Annotated in this window: 19 protein-coding genes and 2 tRNA genes; 16 read left to right on the top strand and 5 right to left on the bottom strand. The window is 41.2% G+C overall.

What is annotated here, in order from left to right:
• The first annotated feature begins 31 nt into the window (after positions 1 to 31).
• From N5O98_RS18470 to N5O98_RS18500, 7 genes are all read left to right on the top strand, one after another.
• Entirely contained in the window at positions 32 to 613 is a 582-nt protein-coding gene (locus N5O98_RS18470) for an RNA polymerase sigma factor (protein WP_004310717.1), read from the top strand.
• A 108-nt stretch (positions 614 to 721) separates the two neighbouring features.
• Positions 722 to 1,678, top strand: coding sequence for a FecR family protein (locus N5O98_RS18475; RefSeq protein WP_004310716.1), 957 nt, complete (start codon positions 722 to 724; stop codon positions 1,676 to 1,678).
• 31 nt (positions 1,679 to 1,709) lie between these two features.
• Positions 1,710 to 2,483: an endonuclease/exonuclease/phosphatase family protein gene (locus N5O98_RS18480; RefSeq protein ID WP_004302417.1), complete on the top strand. Its 774-nt coding sequence runs from the start codon at positions 1,710 to 1,712 to the stop codon at positions 2,481 to 2,483.
• A 7-nt stretch (positions 2,484 to 2,490) separates the two neighbouring features.
• Positions 2,491 to 3,270, top strand: coding sequence for a hypothetical protein (locus N5O98_RS18485; RefSeq protein WP_004310715.1), 780 nt, complete (start codon positions 2,491 to 2,493; stop codon positions 3,268 to 3,270).
• Between the two features lie 13 nt (positions 3,271 to 3,283).
• On the top strand, positions 3,284 to 4,813 hold the full coding sequence (locus N5O98_RS18490) for a hypothetical protein (RefSeq protein ID WP_004310714.1): 1,530 nt from the start codon (positions 3,284 to 3,286) through the stop codon (positions 4,811 to 4,813).
• A gap of 240 nt (positions 4,814 to 5,053) precedes the next feature.
• Complete coding sequence (locus tag N5O98_RS18495) at positions 5,054 to 5,857, top strand: inositol monophosphatase family protein (protein ID WP_009038943.1); 804 nt, start codon at positions 5,054 to 5,056, stop codon at positions 5,855 to 5,857.
• 30 nt (positions 5,858 to 5,887) lie between these two features.
• Complete coding sequence (locus N5O98_RS18500) at positions 5,888 to 6,592, top strand: ComF family protein (protein WP_004302413.1); 705 nt, start codon at positions 5,888 to 5,890, stop codon at positions 6,590 to 6,592.
• Positions 6,593 to 8,534: 1,942 nt separating this feature from the next.
• Here N5O98_RS18500 and N5O98_RS18505 read toward each other — a convergent pair.
• Both N5O98_RS18505 and N5O98_RS18510 read right to left on the bottom strand, forming a co-directional pair.
• Positions 8,535 to 8,608 (bottom strand) — tRNA-Asn (locus tag N5O98_RS18505).
• 28 nt (positions 8,609 to 8,636) lie between these two features.
• Positions 8,637 to 8,710: transfer RNA gene (locus N5O98_RS18510), tRNA-Asn, on the bottom strand.
• 77 nt (positions 8,711 to 8,787) lie between these two features.
• Between N5O98_RS18510 and N5O98_RS18515 the strand changes: the two genes are divergently transcribed.
• Together N5O98_RS18515 and N5O98_RS18520 are read left to right on the top strand one after the other, a co-directional pair.
• Positions 8,788 to 9,777: an adenosine kinase gene (locus N5O98_RS18515; protein ID WP_004310711.1), complete on the top strand. Its 990-nt coding sequence runs from the start codon at positions 8,788 to 8,790 to the stop codon at positions 9,775 to 9,777.
• Positions 9,778 to 9,822: 45 nt separating this feature from the next.
• Positions 9,823 to 11,511: a S41 family peptidase gene (locus N5O98_RS18520; protein WP_004310710.1), complete on the top strand. Its 1,689-nt coding sequence runs from the start codon at positions 9,823 to 9,825 to the stop codon at positions 11,509 to 11,511.
• Positions 11,512 to 11,648: 137 nt separating this feature from the next.
• On the opposite strand, the gene N5O98_RS18525 is transcribed toward N5O98_RS18520, so the two are convergent.
• On the bottom strand, positions 11,649 to 12,851 hold the full coding sequence (locus N5O98_RS18525; RefSeq protein WP_004310709.1) for a sensor histidine kinase: 1,203 nt from the start codon (positions 12,849 to 12,851) through the stop codon (positions 11,649 to 11,651).
• A gap of 183 nt (positions 12,852 to 13,034) precedes the next feature.
• Here N5O98_RS18525 and ahcY point away from each other — a divergent pair, with 183 nt between their 5' ends.
• Both ahcY and N5O98_RS18535 read left to right on the top strand, forming a co-directional pair.
• On the top strand, positions 13,035 to 14,453 hold the full coding sequence (gene ahcY / locus N5O98_RS18530; protein ID WP_004302401.1) for an adenosylhomocysteinase: 1,419 nt from the start codon (positions 13,035 to 13,037) through the stop codon (positions 14,451 to 14,453).
• Positions 14,454 to 14,604: 151 nt separating this feature from the next.
• A complete protein-coding gene (locus N5O98_RS18535) occupies positions 14,605 to 17,118 on the top strand; it encodes a YfhO family protein (protein ID WP_004310708.1) in 2,514 nt (837 codons plus the stop codon).
• 151 nt (positions 17,119 to 17,269) lie between these two features.
• Here the strand turns inward: N5O98_RS18535 and N5O98_RS18540 are convergent, their stop codons facing one another.
• The gene (locus N5O98_RS18540; protein ID WP_004310707.1) at positions 17,270 to 17,866 is read right to left on the bottom strand and encodes a hypothetical protein; all 597 of its coding nucleotides are present in this window, start codon (positions 17,864 to 17,866) and stop codon (positions 17,270 to 17,272) included.
• A gap of 390 nt (positions 17,867 to 18,256) precedes the next feature.
• On the opposite strand from N5O98_RS18540, the gene N5O98_RS18545 reads away from it, so the two are divergent.
• From N5O98_RS18545 to N5O98_RS18560, 4 genes are all read left to right on the top strand, one after another.
• Positions 18,257 to 19,588, top strand: a complete 1,332-nt coding sequence (locus N5O98_RS18545) for a TolC family protein (RefSeq protein ID WP_008776970.1) — start codon at positions 18,257 to 18,259, stop codon at positions 19,586 to 19,588.
• A 22-nt stretch (positions 19,589 to 19,610) separates the two neighbouring features.
• Complete coding sequence (locus tag N5O98_RS18550) at positions 19,611 to 20,702, top strand: HlyD family secretion protein (RefSeq protein WP_004296422.1); 1,092 nt, start codon at positions 19,611 to 19,613, stop codon at positions 20,700 to 20,702.
• A 66-nt stretch (positions 20,703 to 20,768) separates the two neighbouring features.
• Complete coding sequence (locus N5O98_RS18555; protein WP_004302396.1) at positions 20,769 to 22,406, top strand: hypothetical protein; 1,638 nt, start codon at positions 20,769 to 20,771, stop codon at positions 22,404 to 22,406.
• A 38-nt stretch (positions 22,407 to 22,444) separates the two neighbouring features.
• Positions 22,445 to 23,320: a helix-turn-helix domain-containing protein gene (locus N5O98_RS18560; protein ID WP_008776969.1), complete on the top strand. Its 876-nt coding sequence runs from the start codon at positions 22,445 to 22,447 to the stop codon at positions 23,318 to 23,320.
• Positions 23,321 to 23,324: 4 nt separating this feature from the next.
• Here N5O98_RS18560 and upp read toward each other — a convergent pair whose 3' ends face one another.
• Positions 23,325 to 23,978, bottom strand: coding sequence for a uracil phosphoribosyltransferase (upp, locus tag N5O98_RS18565; protein ID WP_004302394.1), 654 nt, complete (start codon positions 23,976 to 23,978; stop codon positions 23,325 to 23,327).
• Positions 23,979 to 24,259: 281 nt separating this feature from the next.
• Here upp and pckA point away from each other — a divergent pair, with 281 nt between their 5' ends.
• Positions 24,260 to 25,867 (top strand): phosphoenolpyruvate carboxykinase (ATP), encoded by a 1,608-nt coding sequence (gene pckA, locus N5O98_RS18570; protein WP_004302393.1) that lies wholly within the window; start codon positions 24,260 to 24,262, stop codon positions 25,865 to 25,867.
• Positions 25,868 to 25,958 lie beyond the last annotated feature (91 nt).

Here is a 25,958-nt window from a genome sequence, read left to right on the forward strand (position 1 = left end):
GCTTTTTATTTTCATATTTAAAATGATTAAGATGTTCCAGAAATACTCACAGGATGAAGCCCAAGCTTTGGTTAAGGCTCTGAAAGAGGGGAACCAGCTGGCATTTAGTATTGTATACAAGACGTATGCGGCGCAGACCTTTTCTTTGGCATTTAAATATCTGCTGAATAAAGAATTGGCTGAAGATGCCGTGCAGAACTTATTCTTAAAACTCTGGCTGAAAAAAGAAGAGATCGACGAGACAAAACCCATAAACAGATACCTTTTTACGATGTTGAAGAACGATCTGCTCAATACGTTGAGAGATTCAAAGAAAAATATCTATTTGCTTGAGGATTGTCTTTCAATGGTTTTGGAATTGGAAGACAATTCTCAAAACGAAAACCTTAAGCAAGAACAAATGAACATCATACAGCAAGCTCTTGAGCAACTTTCGCCGCAACGCCGCAAGGTTTTTGAAATGAAAGTTTCGGGAAAATACTCCAATCAGGAAATAGCCGATAAACTTAATCTTTCGATCAATACAATTAAATTTCAATATAGCCAATCTTTGAAGCAGATTCGCGCGACAGTGGGAGAGCTTAGCCTATTGTTGCTTTATTGTATGATGTAGTTTTATCACTTTTTGCTGATATGGAACGTTCTCTTGAATTAACACGGTTTAACGTAGTCTGTATAATACTTTTTTGTAACAGTGTGTATTACTAATAGATATTGAAATATGAAATCAAAAAAGAAACATACAAATCAGGACTTTGAAGTAGTTGACGGCATCGGGAAATATATGGATGACGACATTCAAAGGATAATAGAAGGTAAACAGCTCGAATTGGGCGACAGAGAATTGCCTCCTTTTGATGAATATCGCATTTATAAGAATATTCAGGAAGCCGTGATGCGGGAAGAAAAACGAAAGAACAGGAGAATAAGGATGCCATTGTTCTTTAAGTGGACGGTAGCTTGTGCAATTGTTTTGCTTGTGATAGGTGTAGGATATAATTTCTATCAAAGTCATAGTGAGGCAAACCTTGTTTATCGGGAGGTTTGTGCTGTAAGGGGTGAGAAGCTACTTGTATTACTTCCTGATGGTAGCCGGGTGTGGTTAAATGCCGATTCTAAATTGACCTATCCGGAACAGTTTGCAAAATACAACAGGAATGTTACGCTGGAGGGAGAGGCTTATTTTGAGATAGCAGAAAACAAGAAATCCCCTTTTCAGGTGCTTGCCGAGAATGTGAAAATACAAGTGACGGGAACGTGTTTCAATGTAAAAGCATACGCTTCGGATAAGGTAATCAAAACTACACTCGACGAAGGAAGTATAAATATCGGGCATGTGCAAAGCCGCAGGCCTATGCAGCAAATGCTTCCCGGACAAACTGCAGTTTATGAGAAAAGGAGTAATGTAATAAAAATAAAAACTGATAGATATCACGATGATGCTTCGAGTTGGAAGAGCAACCGGCTTATTTTCAGAAATGCATCATTGAAAGAGGTGCTTACAACACTCTCGCGTCATTTTGATATAGAGATTACAGTTAAAAACGAAAAGATTGCTTCGTTTACGTACGACTTCGTTTGTAAAGGGAACGATTTGAACTATGTGTTGGAGGTGATGCAATCCATAACACCGGTTAGCTTTAAAAAAATATCAGAATATACATATACCGTTGAATAAGTAAACTTAATCTAATAACAAAAACAAATTTATGAAAGCACTTTTAAAGCCCATTGTATGGGTATGCCTTTTCTTCTTTGCGTATCAAAGTACGTATGCGCAGGCTCTTAAAATAATGAGCTATAATTGCCGGATGTCCGGACAGATGACTGGTTACTCGGTGAAGGAGTATGCTGTATTTATCAGGAAATACAATCCGGATGTTGTAATGTTGCAAGAGATAGATTACAACACAAAAAGGAACAAAAATCAGGATTTCACCACTCAACTGGCTGCGGAGTTGGGATTGTTTTCCGTATTCGGGAAAGCGATGGATACTGGGGGTGGAGAATATGGAGTGGCTATCCTTTCAAAATATCCTTTTGTTTATATCAATAACAAAACTTTTGAAGGGATAGACGGAGCCAAAGAACCCCGGACGCTATTATATGTAGATATTCAGGAACCGGGAACTTCAGACGTAATCAGGATAGGAACGACTCACCTGGATCATTCGACAGACCTGATAAGGAGCGCAATGGCCGAACAGATTAATGAGCGGATTGGTACGGGAGATACCCCGACACTGCTGGGGGGAGATTTTAATGCCCGGACCGACTCTAATGTGATTTGTGAGGTAATGAAGAACTGGCAGAGAATCTGCGATGATACATTCACCTATCCGGCAGATCAGCCGACAATCAAGATTGATTATATATTCGGACTTCCACAGAATAAGTGGAAAGTGAAATCGTTTAAAGTTTTATCTAATCCGGAGGTTTCTGACCACAGGGCTTTGTTTGCTGAAGTTGAATTTGTAAAATGAATGAAATATGAAATCAAACTATCTATATCTGCTATTTATATGTGTCATCTCTTGCCTGTTCGTTTCATGTAGTGATGAGGATAACAAGGGAGAAGATATTCCGGAATGGAACCGGTTCAGAACAACTAACGTATTGGTTTATGCACACTTGTCAGAGCAAAATTTATTTAGCTCTTGTAGTTATAAAGAGGTGGCGTCATCTATCAGAAACACTGTTCATTCAGTGGCATTGCTGGACAGGACGAACGCTGTCTATGGGCAAACAGCAATCATAAATACGGGTACGGAGACTGCTAGAGAAAGTAAGAAAGTGCCGGTGTTTGTACCTGTCAGCTATAGTAACGGAGAGAAAAAGATAATCGGCAGTACTGTGCTTTTTCCTTCTACTATTTCCGAAATGACACAATATGTAGTAAAAAACGATTGCAGATATCTTGAAACAAAAACAGAAGCAGTGAACGGAGTAGATATGCTCTTCTGTTCTGTATCATTAAATAGTGAAGACCTGATAGCTCCGGCTGTCAACGTTTTCAAGAAAAAGGTAAACGAACAGACGGTTCTGGTAGGCACTGTTAAACGTGCGTTATTGCCTAATCTTGAGTCGGCAATTACTTCTAACTTAACTTCTGATACCTATTCTTTTGTAGAAGTGGAAAATAGAAATAGAGACTCCGAGTATTGTATATTTGTCCTGACTTCACACAAATGGGCTTTTAGGGGGGTAACCGAAACAAGTGTAAGCGGAGATTTACATTGTTTTCAATTACAAATCGAATCTTTAAAATAAAAAATGAACGGTCATGAAGCAATATATCAAAAATATAATGATCCTGATACTTGCCCTTCCATGGGGTTTATTGTTGACAAATTGTAGTGATAGTGAGTCTGATTATTCGGACGACAACGCGTATCCGCCACCTACTGTAGAACTCACTTCTCCTTCCGAAATAGATGTGGTGGAGTATAACTCGACGGTGACTGTATCTGCTAAAAGTTTCTCTGCTGTGGGTATACATAGTATATATGCTACCTTGTTGAAGATGGATGAAAATGGAGAATATGAAGAGATAAACGCGACTGAACGCCAACGTTTAAAGATAGATACTCTGCAAACTGATATGACACTTGAATTTGACTTGAATGTCAAGGTCAACACGCGTGAAGCAGCCGGGATATTGGTAACATCAACGGACGTTTTGACAAAAACGGCACAAAAGGTAATACCTATTAAAAAGATAACTAAACTTCCATCCCAGATATTCACCGAACCATCAGATTTCCCTGTTTTAGTACCCGATGAAGAGGTTTCTCTGTCTGTAGTGATTCGTTCAGCTGTGGGCATTAAGTCTATAAAACATACGTTGTGTAATAAAGTACTGGGTGACCTGAAGGAATATACGACTATTCCGGTATCAGGCAATCCGTTGGAAATGGAATTTATCCTAAAAACTGTCGTAGACAATAAAGAGACCAATGGAATCAAGATCGTGGTGGAAGATATAGAAGGGTTGAAAGAGGAAAAGATTATCAATATCGAAGATCTTGAGGGTGTTGACAATAATGTTGCGCTTGTTTTCAACGATATCGAAATGGCACCCGAATGGGAACATTCAACAGAACCGGATCAACCTTATATTTTCTCCATAGAGGGAATAATGGTACAAGGTGTGCAAAAGCATGTATTAAGCCTGAAGGAAATTAAAGGATATGGCTCAAAGGCAAATAGCGTAGACTTTGCTTTCATCAATATATGGAGAAATCCAAGCTTTGTTGCCGTTAAAAACAGAGGTTTCTCTTATGTCAGTGCGTCAAGAATTAGTGGAGGACCGATAGGGCGAGCTTACGATGTGAATGACTGGATCAAACCGGCAGGTGTTGCTACCAACAAAACGCTGTTTACCCTTATCCCTGATGATAAGGTTACTGATCTTGGTATTGATGTGATGATGGCGAATGCGGCTTCGGACGTCAAGACTTTTGAGGCGTTGAATGTATTGGAAAGTATAGCTAAAGGAGGTGCCGATATGTTAATGCAAAGAGTCAATGCGTCTGATGGATATCCGAATGATCCTTGTAGTTTGCAGATAAAAGACGGTTCTTATATTGCCTTTGTTACTGCGGCGGGCAAATACGGTGTCATTCATGTTATTGAAGCCGCAAACGATATGGATGCATTAGTTGCCGGAGGATGTAAAATAGCTACTCCTACAGGAGTGGTAGGAAGCCAGGGGCCAGCCTATTCGGGAGCTGGCATAACCGGACTCACTTATGACGGTGTGGCATTACTCTATGGACGTACCTGTAAGTTGAAAATTGTGGTTCAGAAGTAATGTTGGTATAAATTAAGGAATAAAGGACAATACATTTATATTTTGATGTAAAAGTAAAGAAAGGTCGGCTCATAAAAGAAAATGAGTCGGCCTTGTTTTTAGATGTCTTTTTAAATATTGGTTATAATAGTTTTGATGTTATCTCATTAATTTGCGTATCAAACACGAAAATATTATTTTCCTTTATGCTTTTTGCCGGAAAAGCTATAACTTCGAAGCACTTTTTAATTTGAATAATAAATGTTAGATTTGAAGCAGCTTACAACTGATGTATGCCGGATTGCTACCGAAGTTGGATATTTTTTGAAAGAAGAACGAAAGAACTTCCGTCGTGAGCGTGTGGTGGAAAAACATGCACACGATTATGTGTCTTATGTGGATAAAGAATCTGAAGTGCGAGTGGTGAAAGCCCTTACTGCTTTATTGCCTGAAGCGGGATTCATTACAGAAGAAGGCTCTGCCACTTATCAGGATGAACCCTACTGTTGGGTGATTGACCCCTTGGATGGAACCACGAATTATATTCATGATGAGGCTCCTTATTGTGTGTCCATCGCTTTACGTAGCCGTACCGAACTTCTTTTAGGTGTCGTTTATGAAGTTTGCCGGGATGAATGTTTTTATGCTTGGAAAGGCGGAAAAGCGTTTATGAATGGTGAAGAAATTCATGTGTCGAACGTTGAGGACATCAAAGATGCATTTGTCATTACAGAATTACCTTATAATCATCTGCAATATAAACAGACTGCTCTTCATCTCATCGATCAGCTTTATGGGGTAGTGGGCGGTATTCGAATGAATGGCTCGGCTGCTGCCGCAATCTGCTATGTGGCTATTGGGCGTTTTGATGCTTGGATGGAAGCATTTCTCGGAAAATGGGATTATTCTGCGGCAGCACTGATTGTTCAGGAGGCGGGAGGAAAGGTGACTGATTTTTATGGTGAGGATCATTTCATAGAAGGACATCATATTATCGCAACGAACGGGAATCTTCATCCTTTCTTTCAGAAGCTCCTAGCAGAAGTCCCTCCATTGAATATGTAGGTGCTATTGCAACTTCAAATTTCTATTATTATGAAACACACACTTCTTATCAAAGACTGGCTTAGTTCCTTCTTATCTTTGCTATTTCCCCGTTGCTGCGTTGTTTGCGGCCGACCGTTAGCAAAGGGTGAAGAATGTATCTGTACAGTATGTAATATCAATCTACCCCGTACTAATTATCATCTTCGAAAAGATAATCCGGTAGAACGGCTCTTCTGGGGACAAATCCCTTTGGAACGGGCTACTTCTTTTTTCTTTTATGAGAAAGGAAGCGACTTCCGGTTGATTCTTCATCGGTTGAAATATGGTGGACAAAAGGAAATAGGTGCAATTATGGGGCGGTATATGGCTGCCGAACTTTTGTCTTCCCATTTTTTTCAGGGAATTGATGTGATAATCCCCATACCGCTTCATAAGAAAAAACAGCAAATCCGTGGTTATAATCAGAGTGAGTGGATTGCCCGTGGTATTGCTGCTGTAACAGGAATACCCATCGATACAGAATCCATATTGCGTAAGAAAAATACGGAAACGCAAACGCGTAAATCTGTGTTTGAACGTCGGGATAATGTGGAAGGTATCTTCGAGCTTCAGCATCCCGAAACACTTGCCGGAAAACACATATTGATAGTTGACGATGTGTTGACCACTGGTTCTACTACTCTGGCATGTGCTTCCTGCCTAGTGAATGTGGAAGGAATACGGATTAGTATATTGACGTTGGCAACGGCTTAAATTTGTTTCAAGAATGTATAAAGGGCTTCTCAAAGATGACTTTTTATAAAAAAAACGAGATTGAGAACCGAATGAATTAATAATTTCTTATATTTGCACTGTCGTAGATCGACATGTTTTTATGTTTTTGAAGAAAAAAAGCGTTTAGCAGATTTCTGTGCAAGCGAAAAGTCGAAAATTCAAATACGCACATGAAACAGTAAAATGCTCCTTGCGATATGCGGGGGGTATTTCCTGTTTGTGCGTATAGGGCTTCGACTCCCTCGCTTGCGGATAGGCAAATGCCCTACCGCTTTTTTTGTATATACAGGGTTTGTAAAAGGGCGCAAACCATCATTTGTTATAAATGGAAAGAACAAAAAAGATATGCCCGCTTTCTCCTCAAAGCAATCGTGTGATTTGCTTGAGAATACCCTTCTTGGCTGCATCGCCATACAATCAAGAAATCATCCGGCTGGACATCTCTTATGGTATTCTTTCCTTCTTTTATGTATTTAAACCGATTTGAAATGAATGAAGATAGAGAAATAAACAGGTTCGGCTAAGACCCCAAGACGAGGTGGTTTATATCCAAACGGTAGGACTGCCTCGTCTATTTTTTCATTAAACAAATGAAGTGTCACGGCGAATCTATAGCAGCCAGTTGGTTGTGGTTTGCTATTTTTCGCCAAGATCTAATGTTATTTAAACTTTAAAGGCAAGTCAAATGGGACGGAGTGGTGTCTGACGGTTAAAAGGTCGAAAACATTACATTTATGTGTAACTACTTGCCTTTATCAAGAAACGATGAGGTACGACCAGTATCAGAGGGGGACTAATGGATTTATCCGGGAGGTTCCCCTTATTCTTTCGTCTTTGTTCTCAAACTGATCCCCAAATCCCCAATATTCAGACTAAGCCGCCGTTTTCAAACTGAACCGCTGTCTTTGGAGTAGTAGCAAATCAGCGGGGATAAATTTTAGATTAGTCTGAAAAATCGGGGAACAGTTTAAAAGTTTGGGTAATGTGCTTTAGGGCAGCCTATACCAAAAAAGTTCGTTCCTGCACAGTTTTGAGCTAAACGAATGCATGCCTCGCCACCGTATCTCCGTTAGGTGTGCCAATAAGACTTTTTTAATTGCCCAAACAAATTATCTTTATTGCCTAGTCAGATTATCTCAATTAGCTACTTTTACTTCGTTCCACTATAATGGAACGAAATAAAAATAGCAAGTGGAACGAATCTGGATAGGCAAACGGATAAATAGAAATGCCCAATTAAAATCATTTCCTATGAATAGACGATTCGACTCATTCCATATGGGTTTTGAACAATTCGATGCTCTTTTCTATAACATGTTCAATTCTTCCAGCTCCTTCACTTTTCTTCTGTATTGCCGATAAACAAGGAGTTTGCAGGTGAATAGCCGCCCCTTCACCTTCTCTTCATCGTGAATCAAGTCAAATTGCTACTTTCAGATTCCACCATTAAGCAAGATTAGTAAAGCTATTTCGTAATTAGTTTCAACCCTATTTGAAACTAGATGTTTCACGCCGAGAAACAAAGTGTTTCAAGCAGTGAAACGAAGTGTTTCTCGGTGTGAAACGGATTGTTTCAAGCCTTGAAACAATTTTTGAAACTAATCGCTACAGGAGAAGAGATGGTGAAGTTGTTATCCTTCACCCGCAAATTCCTTATTCATCGGAGAGACAGAGAAAAGATGAAGGGGGACATGGAAAAATGGAAAATAAATATCCAATAAGAGAATTTATTCAATTCTGTTGTGATTCAATACCACACCAGTTAATCACTATTTAATTCCTTTTTGTACCGATATGATGTACCTACTTTTAGAGATATGGTTGTTCTGAGCCAAATCCCACAAGATATATTATTAGTCCTTTGGATGATAAGAAAGGTGAATAAATAGAAAAGCCACCCTTCTAGGTGGCTTCTTTTTTGCTCTTCCTCTTGGACTTGAACCAAGGACCCTCTGATTAACAGTCAGATGCTCTAACCGACTGAGCTAAGGAAGAATGTTTGCAATCAAGATTTTCAACTTTGCTCTTCCTCTTGGACTTGAACCAAGGACCCTCTGATTAACAGTCAGATGCTCTAACCGACTGAGCTAAGGAAGAATGTTTTTCTCAATTGCGATGCAAAAGTACTAGGTTTTTTTGAAATATGCAATATCTTTGCAAAAAAAATATTAGGAATGGACAAAATAATAGGATTGGGCAACGCCCTGGTAGACGTACTCGCAACCCTGAAGGATGATACTCTTTTGGATGAAATGGGTTTACCCAAAGGAAGCATGCAGCTCATCGATGACGCTAAGTTACAGCAGATTAACACAAAATTTTCACAGATGAAAACTCACTTGGCAACAGGCGGATCGGCAGGAAATGCCATCCTCGGACTGGCTTGTTTGGGTGCTGGAACAGGGTTTATCGGAAAAGTGGGAAATGATAATTATGGAGAATTTTTTCGTGAAAATCTGCAGAAAAATAAGATTGAAGACAAATTATTGACCTCGGATCGACTGCCTTCCGGTGTGGCATCCACTTTTATTTCACCGGATGGAGAGCGCACTTTCGGAACCTATCTGGGAGCAGCGGCTTCTTTGAGAGCAGAGGAACTGACCTTGGATATGTTTAAAGGTTACGCGTACCTATTTATAGAAGGCTATCTTGTTCAGGACCACGAAATGATTCTTCACGCCATTGAACTGGCTAAAGAAGCCGGTTTGCAGATTTGTCTCGATATGGCTAGTTATAACATTGTGGCTAATGATCTGGAATTCTTCACCTTGTTAATAAACAAATATGTCGACATTGTCTTTGCAAACGAAGAGGAAGCGAAAGCCTTTACCGGCAAGGAGCCGGAGGAAGCTTTGAGAGTGATTGCCAAGAAATGCAGTATTGCTATTGTAAAAGTCGGGGCAAATGGTTCTTATATCCGCAAAGGGACAGAAGAAATAAAGGTTTCGGCCATTTCGGTTCAAAAAGTGGTAGATACTACCGGTGCTGGTGATTATTTTGCTTCCGGATTCTTATACGGATTGACTTGCGGATATTCGTTGGATAAATGTGCAAAAATAGGTTCTATTCTCTCGGGAAATGTTATTCAGGTAATCGGAACAACGATATCACAGGAACGCTGGGATGAAATTAAGTTAAATATTAACAGGGTTCTGGCGGAATAACAAAGGATTGAGCTACTTTTACGACTCATTTAGATTGAAAGAGGTATGAAAAAATTGCTGAACAGGCAGATAGCTATTGTTGCAGTAGCGGTGATAGCAACAGTTGCTTTCTTTAGTTTCAAGAGTGGAGACGACCGTAATTTCCAGATTGCAAAGAATCTGGATATATTTAATGCGATTGTGAAAGAACTGGATATGTTCTATGTAGATACCATTGATCCGAATAAAACGATTCGGGAAGGAATCGATAATATGCTTTATACGCTGGATCCTTATACGGAATATTTCCCGGAAGAAGATCAGAGTGAACTGGAGCAGATGATTAAAGGATCATTTGGTGGGATGGGTTCTTACATTGCTTATAATACGAAACTAAAACGTTCGATGATTTCTGAACCTTTTGAGGGAACGCCTGCTGCAAAAGCCGGTCTGAAAGCGGGAGATATACTGATGGAGATTGACGGACAGGATCTTGCCGGTAAGAATAATGCGGAAGTCAGCCAGATGTTACGCGGACAGGCAGGTACCAGTTTTAAGCTAAAGATTGAGCGCCCGAATGAGAAAGGTGGACGTACGCCGATGGAGTTCACGATTGTACGTGAGTCTATTCAGAATCCGGCGATTCCTTATACTGCCGTATTGGATAATAATGTAGGTTACATTAGCCTTAGCACTTTTTCCGGCAACCCTTCCAAAGAGTTTAAGAAAGCATTTCTGGATTTGAAGAAACAGGGAGCTACTTCGTTGGTGATAGACCTCCGTAGTAATGGCGGTGGATTGCTGGATGAAGCAGTAGAAATTGCGAATTATTTCTTGCCGCGTGGAAAGGTGATTGTAACGACCAAAGGGAAAATCAAACAAGCTAGTAACACTTATAAGACATTGCGCGAGCCGTTGGACTTGGATATTCCGATTGCGGTATTGGTAAATAGTGGAACCGCTTCTGCTTCCGAAATCTTATCAGGTTCTCTGCAGGATCTCGACCGTGCCGTTATCGTTGGTAACCGTACCTTCGGAAAAGGACTGGTACAGGTTCCCCGCTCTTTGCCTTATGGCGGAACGATGAAAGTGACTACCTCCAAATATTATATTCCAAGTGGACGTTGTGTACAGGCTATTGACTACAAGCATCGTAATGAAGATGGAAGTGTAGGAACCATTCCTGACAGTTTGACTAAGGTATTCCATACGGCTGCCGGACGTGAAGTACGCGATGGAGGTGGTGTAATGCCGGATATTGTTATCAAACAGGAGAAATTACCGAATATCCTCTTCTATTTGGTACGTGATAATCTGATTTTTGATTATGCAACTCAGTATTGTTTGAAACATCCTACCATCGTTGCTCCGGAGAAGTTTGAGGTGACAGATGCTGATTATAATGATTTTAAAGCGTTGGTGAAGAAAGCCGACTTCAAATATGACCAGCAAAGCGAGAAAATTCTGAAAACGTTGAAAGAAGCTGCCGAGTTTGAAGGGTATATGGATGATGCTTCAGAGGAGTTCAAAGCACTTGAAAAGAAGTTGAACCATGATCTTGATCGCGACTTGGATTATTTCTCATCTGATATAAAGAAGATGATTGCTACTGAAATTATCAAGCGTTACTATTACCAACGTGGTAATATCATCCAGCAGTTGAAGGATGATGATGGTTTGAAGGAAGCGATGAAAATTCTGAATGATCCGGTGAAATATAAAGAAATGCTTAGTGCTCCGGCTGCTAAGGAATAAATATATTTCAAACATAGATATATGCGGAAAACGCGGTTTTGTTACCAACAAGCCGCGTTTTCTGTATATCTATATTTAATTGTAAAAGTCCTGTAAGGTCATGCCCGGACACTGATATTTGTGTCCTTAATCGATCTTTATTGACGAACCAAAGGCAGGGTAAAATAGAATCTGCTTCCCTGGCCTTCCTGAGAGCGCAACCAGATACGTCCACCCATCTTCTCTACTAACATTCTGCAAAGAGTTAATCCCAATCCTGTTCCCTGAACAAAATCGTCGACCTTTCCAAAGCGCCGGAAAATTGTGGCAATTCTTGCTGCCGGAATGCCGATGCCGCTATCTTTAACGTAGAACTCTACAAAATCCTCCTTTTCCCGATATCCGAAATGAATTTCTCCTTTCGGGGTAAACTTCGTAGCGTTACTAAGCAAGTTACTTATAATTTGTATGATGCGATTCCAGTCTCCCGAAGTATACATGTCCGTATCTACGTCGTCCAAAATAAGTTTGACACCGTTTTGCGTCTTATGCCAGAATTGTTGTTCCAGCTGCAGGCAGATATCTATTAATTTGATCGGGCGGATATTGAATTTTAGAGAATCAGCTTCAAGCGATGCCAGATCCAGAATATCATTAAATAGATTCAGCAGCATTTCCGAATTTCGTTCGATGATTTCCGAATATTGATTCTTCTCTTCCGCAGATGTTGCGTAAGTGATTAGTTTGGAGAATCCTACAATGGCATTGAGCGGGGTACGTATTTCATGACTCATGTTTGCCAGAAAAGCAGATTTCAATCGGTCCGACTCTTCCGCTTTGATTCTGGCAGCCTTTAGTTCTTTCTGTTGTTGGGCATTCGTCTGTTCCGCCTCCCATTGTTGGGATATATCACGGCACATACACAACAGATACTTTTTATCCAAAGGAAAGATACGGTTTTCGTAGTGATGTAAAACACCGTCTAGCATTAATTCATGCCTGGCTGTGGAGCTTTCTCCTGTGAGAATCACCTTATCCATATTCTTGCGGACACTTTCATAAGCCTCTTTGGGCAGAATGTCTTTTACGTTAGTGGTAGTGATATTGTTGGGGCTGATACCTTCTACGTGATTAGTTGCCGGAGAAGAAGCAAGCTCTATGATATTGGCGTCATGGTCGAAGACGGTGAGCATGTCAGGAAGAGCATCCAGTATCCGGGTACTATATTTATCACGAAAACGTTCTTTGGAAGGAGAGGAAGAATCAGAAGAAGAATGAGAGGAAAGAAAATCTATTTTCTTCTCTAATTGTTCGATTATTTCCAAAAGATCTTCCTTTGTTTTGTTTTCGTAATTTCTCATAGAAGATTCGTTATTATTCATTAGAATGTTGTAGAAGTTGTTTTATCTGTTGCAAATATAAAACAATATTCCGAGATGCTGACAGCCTCCCTAGTTATTATAATATAAAAAAAACGGATAGCTTTTGCCCTACTAATCAGAATGTTCTATCTTTGCATCCATTATATATAAATGATTTACAATATGTCTACAGAATTATTCTCTACTCTGCCCTATAAGGTGGCAGATATTACACTTGCTGATTTCGGACGCAAGGAAATCGATTTGGCAGAAAAAGAAATGCCCGGCCTGATGGCTCTTCGCGAAAAGTATGGAGAATCCAAACCGTTAAAAGGTGCCCGCATTATGGGGTCGTTGCACATGACCATTCAAACGGCTGTGCTGATTGAAACATTAGTGGCTTTAGGAGCTGAAGTACGTTGGTGCTCTTGTAATATATATTCAACGCAGGATCATGCTGCTGCTGCGATAGCTGCTGCCGGTGTACCGGTATTTGCATGGAAGGGCGAGACTCTTGCCGATTATTGGTGGTGCACGTTGCAGGCATTGAGCTTTGACGGCGGTAAGGGACCGAATGTGATTGTAGATGATGGCGGTGACGCAACAATGATGATCCACGTGGGTTATGATGCTGAAAATAATGCTGCCGTATTGGATAAGGAAGTACACGCGGAGGATGAAATAGAACTGAATGCCATCTTGAAGAAAGTGTTGGCAGAAGACAGTACTCGCTGGCATCGTGTGGCGGAAGAAGTGCGTGGCGTATCTGAAGAGACTACGACAGGCGTACACCGTTTGTATCAGATGCAGGAAGAAGGCAAATTGCTGTTCCCGGCATTCAATGTAAACGACTCGGTAACGAAATCTAAGTTTGATAATCTGTACGGTTGCCGCGAATCGTTGGCCGACGGAATCAAGCGTGCAACAGATGTGATGATTGCCGGAAAAGTAGTAGTGGTATGCGGTTATGGTGATGTGGGTAAAGGCTGTTCTCACTCCATGCGTTCTTATGGAGCGCGGGTGCTCGTGACGGAGGTAGACCCGATCTGTGCACTGCAGGCTGCAATGGAAGGTTTCGAAGTAGTGACGATGGAAGAGGCTTGTCTGGAAGGTAACATCTTCGTGACTACGACAGGTAATATCGATATTATCCGTATCGACCACATGGAGAAAATGAAAGACCAGGCTATCGTTTGCAACATCGGCCATTTCGATAATGAAATTCAGGTAGATGCTTTGAAACATTATCCGGGCATCAAATGTGTGAATATCAAACCGCAGGTAGACCGTTATTATTTCCCGGATGGACATAGCATTATCTTGTTGGCCGACGGTCGTCTGGTAAATCTGGGATGTGCAACAGGACACCCGTCATTCGTGATGAGTAATTCATTTACCAATCAGACATTGGCGCAGATAGAACTGTTCAACAAGAAATATGATATCAATGTATATCGCTTGCCGAAGCATCTGGACGAGGAAGTGGCTCGCCTGCATCTTGAAAAGATCGGTGTGAAACTGACTAAGCTGACTCCCGAACAGGCCGCTTATATTGGTGTATCGGTGGACGGACCTTATAAAGCAGATCATTATAGATACTAATTTGATTTACGATTAGACGATTTACCATTTACGATTGATAAGTGAGGGAGATCGATATTCCACTGTTATCAATTGTAAATGTTAGATTGTCCGGTCGTATTTATTTTTATATTCAAACTTCAATCGTAAATAGTAAATCGTGTCATCGTAAATGAAAAAGTTTCTTCCTGACTTAATAGCCATTCTGGCTTTTATCATTCTTTCTTTCGCCTATTTTTTTCCGGCTGATATCGAAGGTCGTATCTTGTTTCAGCATGACACGGCTGCCGGAGTCGGTGCAGGACAAGAATCGAAAGAGTATCTCGAGCGTACCGGAGAACGTACGCGCTGGACAAACTCGATTTTTGGAGGTATGCCTACTTATCAGATGTCTCCGAGTTACGACTCGACAACGTCCCTGAAAGGGGTGGAGAAGGTTTATCGCCTCTTTCTCCCGGATTATGTAGTGCTGACTTTTATCATGATGCTGGGATTCTATATCCTCTTGCGGGCGTTTGGAATATCGGCCTGGCTGGCAGGATTAGGCGGAGTGATATGGGCATTCTCTTCCTATTTCTTCATTCTGATACCGGCAGGGCATATCTGGAAGTTTGTGACATTGGCTTATATACCACCTACGATTGCAGGTGTCGTTCTGGCTTACCGGAAGAAATACCTGTTGGGCGGAATCGTTACGGCCCTGTTCATCGCCCTTCAGATTCAGTCGAATCACATTCAGATGAGCTATTATTTCATGTTTGTGATTTTGTTTTTTGTAGGAGCTTACTTTGAAGATGCTTACAAAAAGAAAGAATTGCCTCATTTCTTCAAGGCTAGCGGGGTTTTAGCACTGGCTGCCGTGGTAGGAGTCTGCATCAATATTTCCAATCTGTATCATACGTATGAATATAGTAAGGAGACGATGCGTGGCAAGAGCGAATTGAAGCAGGAGGGAGCTGCTGCCAGTCAGACTAGTAGCGGATTGGATCGTGATTATATAACCAACTGGAGTTATGGTATCGGTGAAACGTTGACGTTGCTGGTTCCGAATGTAAAGGGGGGAGGATCAGGATCTACGATGTCACAGAGCGAAGCTGCTATGGCAAAGGCCAATCCAATGTATAACGGTATTTACTCACAGTTACCTCAATATTTCGGTGAGCAGCCGTGGACAGCCGGTCCGGTATATGTGGGGGCATTTGTGATGTTCCTCTTTGTATTGGGGTGCTTTATAGTGAAAGGTCCTCTTAAATGGGCGCTGCTGGGAGCTACTATCTTCTCGATTCTGCTTTCATGGGGAAAGAATTTCATGGGGCTGACGGACTTCTTTATCGATTATGTCCCGATGTATAATAAGTTCCGCGCTGTATCTTCTATTCTGGTAATAGCTGAATTTACAATACCTTTGTTGGCGATTTTTGCCTTGAAAGAGATTTTGAGTAAACCGGATATGCTGAAACAGGAAAAGAACTGCAGAGGAGTGATTGCTGCGTTGGTACTAACTGCCGGTGTGGCACTCATTTTAGCTGTCGCCCCGGGCACTTTCTTCTCCAGCTTTATAACGACACAGGAGATGACTGCTTTGAAACAAGCACTTCCTGCCGAACATTTGGCTCCGTTTGTGGCCAATCTGACTGAAATGCGCGAAGCCATTATTGCTTCGGATGCATGGCGCAGCTTCTTTATTATAGTGATCGGTTGCCTGTTCTTATTCTTGTATCAACTGCGGAAGTTGAAAGCCTCTTTCACACTGGCGGGTGTTGCACTTTTGTGTCTGATAGATATGTGGAGTGTCAATAAACGCTATTTGAATGACGAACAGTTCGTGCCGAAGTCGAAGCGGTCAGAAGCATTCGTGAAAACACAGGCGGATGAGATTATTCTTCAGGATACGACTCCGAATTATCGTGTACTGAACTTCATCGGTTTCCCCGGTAATACATTTAATGAAAACAATACAGCATATTGGCATAAGAGTGTCGGTGGCTATCATGCAGCGAAACTTCGCCGTTATCAGGAAATGATAGACCATCACATCGTGCCCGAAATGAAAGAAACTTATCAGGCTGTGGCTACTGCCGGTGGACAGATGGACAGTGTGGATGCTTCTAAATTCCGTGTACTGAATATGCTGAATACCAAATACTTCATTTTCCCTGCCGGAGAGCAAGGGCAGGCTGTTCCTGTCATGAATCCTTATGCATACGGTAATGCATGGTTCGTAGATAAGGTGCAGTATGTAAATAATGCAAATGAAGAAATAGATGCTTTGAACGATATTCTTCCAACGGAAACAGCCGTAGTGGATGTGAAGTTTAAAGAACAGCTGAAAGGTGTGACAGAAGGATATAAAGATTCACTATCTACCATCCAGTTAACCAGTTACGAGCCAAATCGTTTGGTTTATAAGGCCTCCACTCCTAAAGACGGAGTTGTTGTTTTCTCTGAAATATATTATCCGGGATGGCAGGTGACTATCGATGGCCAGCCGGTGGATATTGCCCGTGCAGACTATATCTTGCGTGCGATAAATATGCCGGCAGGGGAACATACCATCGAGATGTGGTTTGATCCGCAAAGCATACACGTCACGGAAAGTATTGCTTATGCAGCATTGGCTTTATTGTTAATCGGAGTTATGCTTCTTGCGTGGACGCAGCGGAGCAAGATAGCGAAGAAGTCCTAAGCGAAATGAAATAGTACGTAAACCTGTTGTGTATCATAAGGTTATTAAATAAGGGCGGCTCTCTTCCTCACGAAGAGAGCCGCTACTTTACATTCACTAAAAAATTATGAAAAACAAACGCTGTTCATAGAAACATATTAAGTGTGATGTTTTAGAGATTTTTTTGTTCAAAGTCCGGACCCTTGTCAGGATGATTATCTTTGTGCATTCTTCTTTGAGAAGCTTTTTTACGTGCGGAATTTTGTTCGGCCTGCCATTTCTCATACTGTTCTTTTGTCAGAATCTTTTTTATTTTCTTTTCTTTGGTTTCTGCGGCTTTCTTTTGTGAGTCGGCAGAATTGGTATCTCTGCTCATCATCGGACCACCTCCCATTCTGCCCGGGAAACCACCTTCTCCCATCATTGGCGGTTGGCCTCCACCCATTGGCGGACGTCCTCCCCGCATACCGGGACCTTCTCCCATTGGTGGGCGATAGTCATCCGAATTTTGCATAGCCTTGAAAAATGCTTTTTGCTCTTTCAGGTTCAGCTTATATATTTTCTTATATTGTTTATCTGTCAGTTGGAGCAACTTATTCATTTGCTCTGTCATCTGGGTTGCTACCTTCTCTGGATTCAGAACTTCGCGTGGAAGATGCTTTTCTTGTTGCTGCCTTTCTTGCGGCTCATTGGCTTCTTGTGCATCTATAAAACCTGCACAGCATGTTAAGCTGACTGCCAATCCTATCAATTTCATGTTTTTTCTCATTTCTCTTACTGCTTTTATTTGTTTTAATATCTCAAAGCTAAGTAGATACTGGAGCAGATAAAAATAAAATCGACTAAGGGTGGAGATTTGTCTATCAAATGCCTGACTTTTCTTCGTCCGATGGGTTTATGCTATTATGCTTTGGGGTGGAGGAAGGTTCCCCGCCTTGAAACTACAACAGTAACCTATTACCATTCTGAAAATACGATGAATAAAGGGTTTGATAATATAGGTGATAGGTGAAAGAGGATTCTTGTTTTTATCTATGAGAGTGACTGTCCATTCATTTACCCATTGAAAAAGGAAAATATGAATATAAACAAATAGTTTGTGGATAGTCTCATTATGCTATAAGCTGCTAAATTTGTAGCCAATAATAGAGCATATATTATGAAAAAACTACTATTCATTTTTTCCTTTTTTTTCTTGTTCGTGTTAAACGGAAAAACACAGGAGGTAGAGATTCTGACATTAGAGGATTGCCTCCGCATTGGTATTGACAATAACTTGTCGCTAGAAGGAAAACGTAAAGAAATACAAAGAAGTAAGTATGGCGTATCTGAAAACCGTTCGAAGCTGTTGCCGCAAATAAATGCGATAGCCGGTTATAGTAACAATTTTGATCCTCCGGTGTCCGTCACAGACGGATCATCTTACGGTGTTCCTTATAATATAACGCAGACGCTGCAACATTCTGCTAATGCAGGACTGGAAATGCAGATGCCGCTTTTCAATCAGACTCTTTATACTTCTATGTCCATAGCTAAAGTGATGGAAGAAATCAGTCGTCTGTCTTATGGAAAAGCCAGGGAAGATGTTATTCTTCAAATCAGTAAGATGTATTATCTCGGACAGGTCACGGCCGAACAAATCATGCTGATAAAAGCTAATATCACCCGTCTGGAGGAATTGAGAGATATTACACAGGCTTTCTTCGATAACGGAATGTCTATGGAAGTCGATCTGAAAAGAGTCAATATCAATTTGGAAAATCTGAAGGTGCAATATGACAATGCACAAGCAATGATGAAACAGCAATTGAATATGCTGAAATACATTATGGATTATCCGGCTGAAAAGGAAATCGCGCTGACACCGGTAAATACCGATAGCATTACTACGGTAGCCCTGACCGGCTTGTCGGAAAATATCTATGAACTTCAACTCTCACAATCGCAAGTGCAACTGGCGGAACGGCAAAAGAAGATCATTACTAATGGATATATCCCTTCCCTTAGTCTGACAGGTAGCTGGCGATATGCTGCATATACGGATAAAGGTTATCATTGGTTCCACTCCGGTCCGTCCAATCAATGGTTTCGTTCCTATGGAGTGGGGCTAACCTTGCGTATTCCGATTTTCGACGGACTGGATAAAACCTATAAAATAAAGAAGGCGATGATCGATATAGAGAACAAAAGACTGGCATGGGAAGATGCCCGGAAGAATTTGCAAACTCAATATCTGAATGCTGTGAACGACCTGATGAACAATCAGCGTAACTTTAAGAAACAAAAGGATAACTACTTGCTTGCCGAAGATGTGTACGCAGTCACTTCTGACCGTTACCGGGAAGGCATTGCTTCTATGACGGAAGTGCTGCAAGATGAAATGCAGATGAGCGAAGCTCAAAACAACTATATCAGCGCACATTATAACTATCGGGTGACTAACCTGATGCTGCTTAAACTGACCGGACAAATAGAATCATTAGTCAAATAATACGCAAATAACAATCATAAATATGGAAACAATGGAAAATAACCTTCCTTCCGCTACTCATCAGGAGAAAGCAAAAAAAATGAAGAAACTTCGTCGCTGGCAGATTGCTATCAGCCTTTTCGGAGTGGCTATTATTGTTTGGGGAGTGATTGAAGTGATCTGCCTTTTTTTGAATTATAGCCAGACGGAGACTAGTAACGATGCACAAATAGAACAATATGTGTCTCCTATCAATTTACGTGCTTCAGGTTACATTGACAAAATCTATTTTACAGAACATCAGGAGGTACATAAAGGAGATACTTTGCTGGTACTGGATGATCGTGAATATAAAATTCGCGTAATGGAGGCTGAAGCTGCCTTGAAAGATGCGCAAGCCGGTGCGACCGTCATCAATGCTACACTCAATACCACGCAGACAACAGCATCTGTTTACGATGCGTCTATTGCCGAGATTGAAGTACGTTTGGCGAAACTGGAAAAAGACCGGAAACGATATGAGAATCTCGTGAAACGAAATGCGGCTACTCCTATCCAACTTGAACAGATTGTCACTGATTATGAAGCTACGCGTAAGAAGTTGGAAGCTACGAAAAGGCAGAAAAAAGCAGCTCTTTCCGGTGTAGATGAAGTGTCCTACCGTCGCATGAATACCGAAGCGGCTATTCAAAGAGCAACAGCTGCGCTCGAAATGGCCCGGTTGAATCTTTCCTATACGGTTGTAATAGCTCCTTGTGACGGAAAACTCGGCCGTCGCTCATTAGAGGAAGGACAGTTTATTTCGGCAGGGCAGACCATCACCTATATTCTTCCTGATACCCAGAAATGGATCGTTGCCAATTATAAGGAGACACAAATCGAGAATCTGCATATCGGACAGGAAGTATTTGTCACAGTAGATGCCATTAGCGATAAAGAGTTTAAAGGCAAAGTCACCTCTATATCAGGAGCTACCGGGTCTAAATATTCATTAGTGCCGACGGATAATTCGGCAGGTAATTTTGTGAAGATTCAGCAACGTATTCCCGTACGAATCGATTTCACCGATTTATCGAAAGAAGATAACGAACGGTTAGCAGCAGGCATGATGGTAGTAGTGAAAGCCAGACTCTAATCCCTCCGCCTCTTCTGTCTATATACAGTGCCTTATAATTTTTAATTTATATTTTTAATTAGTCCGATGCCCTCTTATCCTAAAAATTATCCTTTCTATAGCTGGATGCCCAAACCGTTGGGTATTATCATTCTGTTATTTTTCTTTCTACCGATTCTTACGGTAGGCGGGGTTTATTCGGTGAATAGCACCGAAATGATGAGCGGGCTTGGCATTATATCCGAGCATATCCAGTTTGCCAACTTTGTTACTTCTATTGGTATGGCAGCCTTTGCTCCCTTCCTATATCAGTTGGTGTGTGTACGGCGGGAGAAGATGATGTGTATTGTCGGGTTTGCGTTCATGTATATATTCAGTTATATCTGTGCAAAGACAGACAGCGTTTTTCTGTTGGCGCTTTGTAGTCTTCTGACGGGTTTCTTGCGTATGGTACTGATGATGGTCAATCTGTTCACACTCATTTGGTATGCGGGTGGAATGGAAGCTACCCGCAATATTACTCCGGGGTTGGAGCCGAAAGATACTGCCGGTTGGAATAAATTGGACATTGAAAGATGTGTGAGTCAGCCGGCTGTTTATCTGTTTTTTATGATTCTGGGACAGTCGGGCACAGCATTGACGGCTTGGCTGTCCTTTGAATATGAGTGGAAATATGTGTATTACTTTATGATGGGGATTCTTTTGATCTCTATTTTGCTCCTGTTTATTACCATGCCGAATTATAAGTTTCCCGGAAGGTTTCCTATTAATTTCCGTAAGTTCGGCAATGTCACTGCATTTTGCATCTCGCTGACTTGTCTCACGTATGTGCTGGTTTATGGAAAAGTACTCGACTGGTATGATGACGAATCTATCCGTTGGGCGACAGCTGTAAGTATTCTTTTTGCGGGAATTTTTCTATATATGGACGTAACGCGCCGGTCGCCTTATGTTTTGCTGGATGCGTTCAAACTGCGTACTATACGTATGGGAGCATTACTTTACTTATTATTAATGGTGATAAACTCCAGTGCTATGTTTGTCAATGTATTTGCAGGAGTGGGGATGCATCTCGATAATCTGCAAAATGCTTCATTAGGTAATTGGTGTATGGTAGGTTATGCTATTGGCGCCGTGATTGCTATGGTGTTGGGAGGTAAAGGGTTACATTTTAAGTATCTGTTTGCGATGGGATTCTTCTTCCTGTCTTTATCAGCTGTTTTCATGTATTTCGAGGTACAGACAGCAGGAGTTTACGAGCGTCTGAAATATGCGGTTATCATCCGTGCCACAGGCATGATGATTCTGTATGCGCTGACGGCTGCTTATGCCAATCAACGTATGCCTTTTAAATATCTTTCTACCTGGATCTGTATTATGCTTACCGTGCGTATGGTTGTGGGACCGAGTATTGGCGGAGCAATTTATACAAATGTTTTGCAGGAGCGGCAACAACACTATATAACCCGTTATGCGCAAAATGTAGACCTGCTTAATCCGGATGCTTCCACTTCCTTCCTTGGTACGGTACAGGGTATGAAATATCAGGGAAAGAGTGAGACGGAAGCCCGTAACATGGCTGCTATATCTACCAAAGGGCGTATTCAGGTGCAGGCCACGCTCTCTGCGCTCAAAGAGATGGCGGGATGGACAATTTATGGTGGATTAATTTGTATGATATTTGTGCTTGTTGTTCCTTATCCTAAACGAAAATTGCTAACTTAGCGTCGTTTTTGATAATGATCTGTTAATATATTAGTATGATGAATAGCGGACAAGATCGTTTATTGCAGTTTGATCGCGATTTGTTAAGTGGGAAAAATATATGTAGCTCCGAAGGGATATTTGTAAATTTTCCACCCTCACTGAAGAAACCTTTCCAAATGAAAGGACTGGGGCTGGTTATTTGCCGCCAGGGTAATTTCCAGTTTTCGCTTAATCAGAAAAAGCATTTCGCTGAAGCGGGCGAAAGTTTGTTTATTCCCGAAGATGGCGAGTTTCAGGTTTTGCAAGAGTCGGAAGACATGGAGGTGCAGATTTTGATTTATCAGATAGAACCGATCCGGGATATTATGGGGAATCTGGTTGTTTCCATGTATATGTATTCCCGCCTTACTCCCGAAGAACCTTCTTGTGTCTGGTCTACTGGTGAGGAAGAAGAGATCGTAAAGTATATGTCCTTGTTGGACAATGTGTTACAGTCGGAAGAAAATTCATTTAAACTTTATGAGCAGAAATTACTTCTACTTGCATTGACGTACAGGATTTGCTCTATTTATAATCGCAAACTCGTCAATGACGGGCGGGAAGTGGGAGGACGCAAAAATGAAGTCTTTATTCACTTGATCCAGTTAATCGAAAAATATTATATGCAGGAACGGGGTGTTGAGTTTTATGCGGATAAATTGTGTTTGTCTCCTAAATATCTTTCTGCCGTTTCTAAGAGTATCTGCGGATATACCGTGCAGGAACTTGTATTCAAAGCTATCATTCGCAAGAGCATCTCATTACTTAAAAATACGCAGAAGGATATTCAGGAGATTTCAAATGCCTTCGGCTTCCCCAATGCTTCTTATTTCGGTACGTTCTTTAAGAAGCAGGTTGGGGTTTCACCGCAGCAATATCGGAAGAATCTTTAAACGTTTATTCTTTTTCACCATAGGCAAGGTCGCCTGCGTCACCCAAGCCCGGAACAATATAAGAATGTTCGTTGATTTCCGGATCAATGGCAGCGCACCAGATAGTTGTCTTGTCTTCAGGAAATACATTCTTTATATGGTCAATGGCCTTTTGGCTGGCAATAATGGAAGCAACGTGAATTTCAGCGGGATGACCTTTCGTCAGCATTGCCTGGTAACTTAGTTCCATACTGCCTCCTGTTGCTAACATAGGATCGGTGATAATCAATGTTTTGTCATCAATACGGGGAGATGCGATATATTCTATATGTATATCGAATTTCAGCGTATCTTTATATTTGCGGTAAGCAGAAACAAATGCATTTTCCGCCCCGTCGAAATAACTAAGGAAACCTTGGTGGAAAGGCAGACCTGCACGTAGAATAGTACTGATTACTAAATTGTTGTCCGGTGTACTGACCGGAGCAATTCCCAGTGGTGTCTGGATATTCTTTACCGAGTATTTAAACTCTTTACTCATTTCATAAGCCATGATTTCTCCGATCCGTTCAATGTTACGGCGGAAACGCAGGCGGTCGTTCTGAACTTCTACATTTCTAATTTCGGATATGTACTGGTTTAGAATCGAATTAGTTTGGCCAAAATCAATTACTCTCATATTATATTTTAATCAAATTTTAATCTCATTTTCATAGTATTGATAACATACTGGCTTGCAAAGTAAACGATAATCTTTCAAATTGCAATATTCAGTTTGCAGATATTGTTAGGAATTTATAAAAGAGTTTCAATTAGGGAAAAATTTCTCTAATACCTTCTTCCTTTCCAAAGAAAGTATTACTTTTGTAGCCGGATTTACAAGGGGGTATCCAAAGCTCCCCATGTTAAGGTGAAAAGAGATAGAAAACAAAATACCAATTTTAATTAATTCAAAAGAAAATGGCAAATTTAGATTTAAGCAAGTACGGTATCACAGGTGTGACCGAGATTGTGCACAATCCGTCTTACGACGTTTTGTTCGCTGAAGAAACAAAACCAGGTTTGGAAGGTTTCGAAAAAGGCCAGGTAACTAACATGGGCGCTGTAAACGTAATGACTGGCGTTTATACAGGACGTTCTCCTAAAGATAAATTCTTCGTAAAAGATGAAACCAGCGAAAATACAGTATGGTGGACTTCTGAAGAATACAAAAACGACAACAAACCAGTTGACGCAAAATGTTGGAAAGCAGTTAAAGAATTGGCAACTAAAGAATTGTCTAACAAGAGACTGTTCGTTGTTGATGCTTTCTGTGGTGCTAACGAAAACTCTCGCTTGAAATTGCGCTTCATCATGGAAGTTGCATGGCAAGCTCACTTCGTAACAAACATGTTCATCCGTCCGACAGCTGAAGAATTGGCTAACTTCGGTGAACCTGATTTCGTTATCATGAACGCTTCTAAAGCTAAGGTTGAAAACTACAAAGAACTGGGTTTGAACTCAGAAACTGCAGTTGTATTCAACTTGACTGAAAAGATTCAGGTTATCCTGAATACTTGGTACGGTGGTGAAATGAAGAAAGGTATGTTCTCTTACATGAACTACTTGTTGCCTTTGAACGGTATGGCTTCTATGCACTGCTCTGCTAACACTGACAAAGAAGGTAAGAGCTCTGCTATTTTCTTCGGTCTGTCTGGTACAGGTAAGACTACTTTGTCTACTGACCCGAAACGTCTGTTGATCGGTGATGACGAACACGGATGGGATGACGAAGGTGTATTCAACTTCGAAGGTGGTTGCTACGCTAAGGTTATCAACTTGGATAAAGAAAGCGAACCAGACATCTGGAATGCTATCAAACGCGATGCACTGTTGGAAAACTGTACAGTTAACGCTGAAGGCGAAATCAACTTCGCTGACAAGTCAGTAACTGAAAACACTCGTGTTTCTTATCCTATCTATCACATCGAAAACATCGTTAAACCGGTGTCTAAAGGTCCTCACGCTAAACAAGTTATCTTCTTGTCAGCTGACGCATTCGGTGTATTGCCTCCAGTATCTATCTTGAACCCGGAACAAACTCAGTACTACTTCCTTTCTGGCTTTACAGCTAAATTGGCTGGTACAGAACGTGGTATCACTGAACCGACTCCGACATTCTCTGCTTGTTTCGGTGCTGCTTTCTTGTCATTGCACCCAACTAAATATGGTGAAGAATTGGTTAAGAAGATGAAGAAAGCTGGTGCTAAAGCATACTTGGTGAACACTGGTTGGAACGGCTCTGGCAAACGTATCTCTATCAAAGATACTCGTGGTATCATTGACGCTATCCTTGACGGTTCTATCGACAAAGCTCCTACTAAGGTTATGCCTTACTTCGACTTCGTTGTTCCTACAGAACTTCCGGGTGTTGATCCGAAGATCCTTGACCCGCGCGACACTTACGAATGTGCTTGCCAATGGGAAGAAAAAGCAAAAGATTTGGCTGGACGTTTCATCAAGAACTTCGCTAAATTTACTGGTAACGAAGCTGGTAAGGCTTTGGTTGCTGCTGGTCCGAAACTCTAATTGGAGAATCAGATATAATATGGAAGGCGGTTCGATTTCGAACCGCCTTTTTTGTTTATGCCTGTGCCTTTCTATGAGAATAAATGCTGTT

This window comes from Bacteroides sp. LFL-34 (assembly GCF_027257075.1).
Taxonomy (GTDB): domain Bacteria; phylum Bacteroidota; class Bacteroidia; order Bacteroidales; family Bacteroidaceae; genus Bacteroides; species Bacteroides ovatus.